The 5592-nt window shown below is 66.7% G+C and carries 8 protein-coding genes and 1 pseudogene; 5 read left to right on the plus strand and 4 right to left on the minus strand.

What is annotated here, in order from left to right; all coding sequences use genetic code 11:
- From FKP22_RS19310 to FKP22_RS19320, 3 genes are all read left to right on the plus strand, one after another.
- Nucleotides 1–236, plus strand: a 236-nt coding sequence (locus FKP22_RS19310; protein WP_310733350.1) for an MOFRL family protein, incomplete at its 5' end; no start/stop codon positions are given.
- 36 nt (nt 237–272) lie between these two features.
- The gene (locus tag FKP22_RS19315) at nt 273–1085 is read left to right on the plus strand and encodes a hypothetical protein (RefSeq protein ID WP_231013229.1); all 813 of its coding nucleotides are present in this window, start codon (nt 273–275) and stop codon (nt 1083–1085) included.
- Nucleotides 1082–1462 carry a hypothetical protein gene (locus FKP22_RS19320; RefSeq protein WP_141289335.1) on the plus strand — a complete coding sequence of 127 codons (381 nt, stop codon included), beginning with the start codon at nt 1082–1084 and terminating at the stop codon, nt 1460–1462. The genes FKP22_RS19315 and FKP22_RS19320 overlap by 4 nt, the downstream gene beginning before the upstream one ends.
- A 37-nt stretch (nt 1463–1499) precedes the next feature.
- On the opposite strand, the gene FKP22_RS19325 is transcribed toward FKP22_RS19320, so the two are convergent.
- From FKP22_RS19325 to FKP22_RS19335, 3 genes are read right to left on the minus strand one after another with little or no spacing between them, the layout of a single operon-like run.
- On the minus strand, nt 1500–2483 hold the full coding sequence (locus tag FKP22_RS19325) for an alpha/beta hydrolase fold domain-containing protein (RefSeq protein ID WP_141289336.1): 984 nt from the start codon (nt 2481–2483) through the stop codon (nt 1500–1502).
- A gap of 20 nt (nt 2484–2503) precedes the next feature.
- On the minus strand, nt 2504–2902 hold the full coding sequence (locus tag FKP22_RS19330; protein ID WP_141289337.1) for a hypothetical protein: 399 nt from the start codon (nt 2900–2902) through the stop codon (nt 2504–2506).
- A gap of 2 nt (nt 2903–2904) precedes the next feature.
- On the minus strand, nt 2905–3234 hold the full coding sequence (locus FKP22_RS19335; protein ID WP_141289338.1) for an NmrA family NAD(P)-binding protein: 330 nt from the start codon (nt 3232–3234) through the stop codon (nt 2905–2907).
- 286 nt (nt 3235–3520) lie between these two features.
- Between FKP22_RS19335 and FKP22_RS19340 the strand changes: the two genes are divergently transcribed.
- Nucleotides 3521–4447, plus strand: a complete 927-nt coding sequence (locus FKP22_RS19340) for a LysR family transcriptional regulator (RefSeq protein ID WP_141289339.1) — start codon at nt 3521–3523, stop codon at nt 4445–4447.
- 78 nt (nt 4448–4525) lie between these two features.
- A complete protein-coding gene (locus tag FKP22_RS19345) occupies nt 4526–5149 on the plus strand; it encodes a LuxR C-terminal-related transcriptional regulator (protein WP_141289340.1) in 624 nt (207 codons plus the stop codon).
- 146 nt (nt 5150–5295) lie between these two features.
- Here FKP22_RS19345 and FKP22_RS32285 read toward each other — a convergent pair.
- Nucleotides 5296–5592: pseudogene (locus FKP22_RS32285) on the minus strand (hypothetical protein); the annotation flags it as partial.

A 5592-nucleotide genomic window follows, 5' to 3' on the forward strand; every position in this document is an offset into this window, starting at 1 on the left:
AGCTCGAAGTGTGGGCGCTGGCGGCGGACACGGACGGCATCGACGGCGTCGAAAGCAATGCCGGCGCACTGGTCACACCAGACACCTTGGCCCGCGCTGCGGCACTGGGCCTGTCCGCCGCCGAGCACCTGGACCGGCACGACAGCTTCGGCTTTTTCGAGGCGCTGGGTGACCTGGTCGTCACCGGGCCGACCTACACCAACGTCAACGACTTTCGCGCCTTGTTGATCCGTTGAGCAACTTTCGGCGAAGCCGCGGGTCAGAACCGGACCATGTCCCGCCTGATGCGCGCAACCCTGCCCATGCTGCTCGCCGCGGCCACCGCTGCCGTGTGCGCGCAGTCGCCGCCAGCGGCTGAGGTGCAGCAGGTCACGGTGACCGGCGCGGCGCGGCATTCGGTCGAAAAGTCCTTCCGCAAGATGATGCACGGCATGGACTTTTTCGAGCAGGCCAAGGCCGGCCTGGCGCCGCAGGCCGTGCTGCGCTTCAAGCTGCTGCCGCGCAAGCCCGGCACCGACATGGATCACATCGTGCTCGAAGTGATCGGCTCGTCGTTCGACTACAAGGTGCCTGTCGCGCCGGACCACACGTTTGTGCTGGAACGCAACCGCCTGGCGATGGACGAGGACGCCGTGGTCTCGCCGAACCGCCGCCGGCTCAGCATGACCTGGCGCACCGACATCCGCAGCCCCGGCCTGCCGCCCGGCACCCGCCGCCTGGGCGACCTGCGGCTGGAATGCCTGGTCGGGCTGGAGGCAGACCTGGTGTCCAACAGCAACCCGCTGGCGCTGATCGCCGACCTGTTCGCCGACAGCCGGCGCTACTGCGAACGCAAGGACGCCAAGTACCTGTTCTTCGCCGAGCGGCCACTGTTCAGCGTGACGCTGGTGGCCGGCGAGCGCCGCGAGGTGCTGCCCGTCGACCAGCTCTACGCCGGCGCCAGCGACGACCCCGGCCTCAAGCAGGACCTGCCCTATTGCGACTGCGAAGTGCTGGTGGACCGCACTTACTTCCTGCCGCTGGGCGACCGCAGCTGGCCGGACGACACGCGGGTCGAATTCGAGTACATGGACGATCGGCCATGACCCGGTCGCGGCTTCGCCTTCGTGCGCTTTGCCTCGCAGCCAGCCTGTGCTCGGGCTGTGCCGGCGTCGGCCTGCTCGGCCCCTCGCCGCAGGGCCCGGGCATTGCGCACACGCCAGCCGGCCAAGCCCTCTCGCCGCAGGCCGCCGCCGCCCTGATCACCGTCGGCAAGAGCACCCAGCCCGAAGTCGCTACCGCACTTGGCCCGGCCATCGTCGTCCGGTTCGACAGCGGCGACGAGGTGTGGGTCTACCGCTGGCCCGGCGCAGACCGGTCCACGGGTGCTGCCACGGAACTGGTGCTGCTGTTCGAGCCGCCGGGCGTGGTGGCGAAGCTGCGGGTGAGGCAGGGGGCCGGGCCCGGGCATGCGGGCCGGTGATGCGCTGCGGCGACGCCCAACAAGTCCTGTTGGCCACTCAGGCCGGCGTCCTGGCGCGCCAAGGGTGAGGCCCTTCATTCGACGCCCCATCGGGTTCGGTCTTGAAGCACCGCCGCAAAAAGTCGCCTATGTCGTCCAGTGCGGCCTTTGCCGCGTGCAGCGTGGAAACGTTGGAAGGGAACACATGCACCATGCTTTCCCAGACGTTCACCTGGCAGACCCCGCCGCTGTTCTCGACCCGATCGCCGTAGCGCGTGGAATCGTCAAGCAGGACTTCGTCTTCCCCGACATGGATGAGGATGGGCGGCAGCTGGGCGAGATCGGCATACAGAGGCGAGGCTCGCGCGTCGCGCGGGTCATGCTTGCCGAGGTACAACTGCGCCGTGGTGGCGAGTGCCTGCTGGGTCGTGAGCGGGTCGGCTTCGGCGCGGCTTGCCATGCTGTCGCCGGTCAGCGCCAGATCGGTCCAGGGTGACATCGCCACCGCGCCCAGGGGAGCTGGGATCAGGCCATCTTTCGCCTTGGCAACCGCCAGCGACAGCAGCGCCAGCGCCAACCCGCCACCGGCCGAGTCCCCCGCCAGCGCGATGCTGGTGACTCCCTGCGCGACCAGGCCCGCATAGGCGGCCTGGGCATCGTCAACGGCTGCCGGAAACGGCCGCTCCGGTGCCAACCCGTACGCCGGCACGAACGCGGCGATCCGGGTCCGCGCGGCGATCTGACCGACGAAGTGCCGATAGGCGAGCGCCGATCCGGCGATGTAGGCGCCACCGTGAAAATAGAGGATCGCCGCAGCGGGATCAACTGCGCCTTCCGGGCGGCACCAAACGCCTGCGACACCGCCTACCGAGGCCTGTTCGTAAGTCACGCCGGGGGATGAGCGAGTCTTCTCCATCCATTCATCGAAGGGCTTTCTCGCCTCCGGACCGGTGACGCTTCCCTTCATCGGCGCGACCATCTCGCGCATTGCGATCATGACTGCGCGGTCGAGCGGGTGCAGAGGGTGACGGATGGTTGCCATGGCGCGATGCCTCCGTTCACTCAGTCGAGGTTGAGCCAACGCGCCGCAGCATCGGCGGTGTCCGGCGGGGAGGTGTTGAAGGCGATGGCCGCCTGGGGTGCCGTCTTGTGCACGGTGTTCACGAGCCGTTCGAACAGCAGCAGGCTCTTGGGGGGAATGCGAAGGCCTCCGCCGATCACGACGCAGTCGTAGAGAACGGTGGAGAGTTGCTGCTCAAGCACTGTTGACGCGGAGTCGTCGGGGCGCACGAGACAGAGATCTGCATGCCAGCCCCGATCTGTCATCTGTTGCATGCCGAGAGCGATCCCGGCATGGATCTTGGCGGCGTCGAAACCGGGCGGCAATGCCGGGTCCGAGAAGTCGACCGTCTCCGGTTGCTGGCCCACGAACAGGACTTTCGTCTCTTGAGATTTGTTCATCTTCATCTCCTGCCGATTGATCGGGTTCCTGACCTGGCCAAGAACATGTCGAGGAACTTGCGCTTGCCGACATTCGCTTCGTCGGGCAGGGCGGCTGGCGCGATGTAGAAGACCGAGTCGACGCCCTCGAGGACAGTCTCAACGCTGGCACGGTTGCCCAGATCGCCGACGTCCACGTCCGTGGCGCCGTGGGCGCGCACGGCGTCCGTGTCGGAAGCTCGTCTGATGAGCCCGCGGACCTTGGCGCCACGTTGGGCAAGCGCAGGAAGCACGAGGCCGGCAAACTTGCCCGCGGCACCGACTGCCAGGATGGTGGAGCTTGGTTGTTTCATGCGTTCATTCGTTGGAAAGCACCATGAGGCGGTGTGACAAACTCATTGAAACTTGATCCGCCCGTTCGGGCTGTAGGACTGCATGCCCATGCCGCGGGAACACGGTGTTCCCCTGGTGGGACAGTCGGCTTGCGTGCTGCCGAAGCTCACCAGGAATTCACGGGTTTCAAACCGCGCTCGCTGTCACCTCTCAAGAAAACGCAGGGCTGCCCCAAGTTTTTCTTGACCCCCTCGGGGAGCTGGCACGGAGCGACAGGTCTGGGGCGCTCAAGAGGAATCCTTCGACATGCTGGACTTGAATGATTTGCGCGTGTTCGAGAAAGTCGCAACGCTGCGCAGCTTCTCCGCGGCCGGGCGCGTGCTGAACATGCCCAAGTCGAGCGTGAGTCGCTGTGTGGCTCGCCTGGAGGCGGCCTTGGGAATCCGCCTTGTCCAGCGGACCACGCATGACGTGCAGCTGACTGACGCAGGCCTTGCGATGCACGAGCGATGCGGGAACCTGCTCGCGCGCATCCATGAAACGGTCGACGTGATCAGCGGCATGAGCGACAACCCGCGCGGCCTGCTGCGGATCAGTGTCGGAATAGGCTTCGGCTACAACGCCGTGTCAGACCTGCTGCCCGAGTTCCTGGCGCGCTACCCCGATGTCAAGGTGGCACTGGAGTTGAGCAGTCGATCGGTGGACCTGATTGCCGAGAACGTGGACGTGACGGTGCGCATCGGGCCGATGACCGACTCGCAACTGGTGGCGGTCCGGCTGGGGACGATTCGCCGCTACCTTTGCGCCGCTCCTGCCTATCTCGCGCGCCGCGGCACGCCGCGCACCCTGGACGAGATCCAGTCGCACGACGCCGTCGAGATGCCAGGCATCGGCGGGAGGCCGCGCCCCTGGATGTTCACAAGCCCCTGCGGCGAGGAGAAGAGGTTCGAACTCAACCCGCGCCTGAGCATCAACGATCCGCTCTTGATTCACAGGCAAGTGCTGCGTGGCGTCGGCCTGGGTTGCCTGTCGGGGTACTTGTGCGCGCCCGATATCCAGGCCGGGCGCCTCGTTCATCTGTTTCCCGAATGGACGCCGCCTCCGTTGGCGGTAAACGCCGTCTTTCCGAGCAGACGAGAGCTGTCTCCCACGGTCAAGGCCTTTGTCGAGCACCTCAAGAGTGCTTCGGCGCCGGGCAAGTCCTGGCAAGACGACCCGATGGCACCGCCATAGCTTTGCAGTGAGCAGGATCGTTTTTTGGGTGTTGCCTCGGGTAGGGAAATTCATTCTTGCAAGCGCTAAGCTGCGCGCATGCCCAGCCCACGCGAGCGCGGTCGCCCAGCGCACCCAGATGTACTGACTCCCGGCGAGTGGCGCGTGGTTGAGGCGGTGCGGCACGGTCTGCGGAACCGCGAGATCGCCGCGCGCCAGGGCGTCACCCTCGACGCCGTGAAGTACCACGTGGCCAACGCGCTGCACAAGCTTGGTCTGGCCAGCCGAACCGAACTTCGACGCTGGGACGGCATTCGACGCGACACCCTGCTGCACGCCAAGGAGACCTTCATGCAAGCCGACATCCATCTGGGCGCTCTGGGGCAGATCGCCCGAACGGTCAAGGACATCGCTGCCGCCCGTGCTTGGTACGGTGACGTGCTCGGCTTGGCGCACCTGTACTCGTTCGGCAACCTGGCATTTTTCGACTGTGGCGGCGTGCGGCTGTTCCTGTCGGAGGGCGAAGGCACTGTTTCGGAGTCGATCCTGTACTTTCGCGTCGATGACATCCGCGCAGCGCAGGCGGCCCTGGGCGCGCGCGGCGTGCAATTCACGCATGCGCCGCACATGATCCATCGCCACGAGAACGGCAGCGAGGAGTGGATGGGTTTCTTCAGCGACAACGAGGGCCGGCCTTTGGCGATCATGTCGACCGTGGGTTGATGCGGGACGCAGCCGCGAGGACCTGCTGCCAGGCGGACCCGGTGAATTTCCACTCCTGGCCGGGTGCTGCCCATGCGGCGGTCTTGCGTGCGCGGTCCCGCGGGACCGGCGGGCGAGCGCGGAGCGCGCCCAGTGCGTGAGGCCGTTCAAGCGCGAGCGCGCGCCTTCAGCAAGCCACCGAGCCCGGTGCCGGCCACTGCGATCATCAGCAGCGGCATGCCCCAGCCCGGCGCCAGGCTCAGTGCCAGGCCACCGAGCATCGGGGCCGCCATGCCGCCCAGCGTGTAGCTGAGCACCAGCACCGCGGTGGTATTGACCAGCGCCACGCCTTGCTCGCGGTGGCCGATGTCGACCATCGCCAGCGTGTACAGCGCGCCGCCAGCGCCGCCCCACACAAACGCGATGACATAGGCCAGCGGCGGCCAAGCCGGTGCCAGCGGCAG

The organism is Ideonella azotifigens (genome assembly GCF_006519715.1).
Classification (GTDB): Bacteria; Pseudomonadota; Gammaproteobacteria; order Burkholderiales; family Burkholderiaceae_C; genus Ideonella; species Ideonella azotifigens.

What these genes read in the sequence shown, in the direction of transcription:
- FKP22_RS19315 (WP_231013229.1), top strand. Translation starts at nt 273, where the DNA reads ATGTCCCGCCTGATGCGCGCAACCCTGCCCATGCTGCTCGCCGCGGCC.
- FKP22_RS19320 (WP_141289335.1), top strand. Translation starts at nt 1,082, where the DNA reads ATGACCCGGTCGCGGCTTCGCCTTCGTGCGCTTTGCCTCGCAGCCAGC.
- FKP22_RS19345 (WP_141289340.1), top strand. Translation starts at nt 4,526, where the DNA reads ATGCCCAGCCCACGCGAGCGCGGTCGCCCAGCGCACCCAGATGTACTG.
- FKP22_RS19335 (WP_141289338.1), bottom strand. Translation starts at nt 3,234, where the DNA reads ATGAAACAACCAAGCTCCACCATCCTGGCAGTCGGTGCCGCGGGCAAG.
- FKP22_RS19340 (WP_141289339.1), top strand. Translation starts at nt 3,521, where the DNA reads ATGCTGGACTTGAATGATTTGCGCGTGTTCGAGAAAGTCGCAACGCTG.
- FKP22_RS19325 (WP_141289336.1), bottom strand. Translation starts at nt 2,483, where the DNA reads ATGGCAACCATCCGTCACCCTCTGCACCCGCTCGACCGCGCAGTCATG.
- FKP22_RS19330 (WP_141289337.1), bottom strand. Translation starts at nt 2,902, where the DNA reads ATGAACAAATCTCAAGAGACGAAAGTCCTGTTCGTGGGCCAGCAACCG.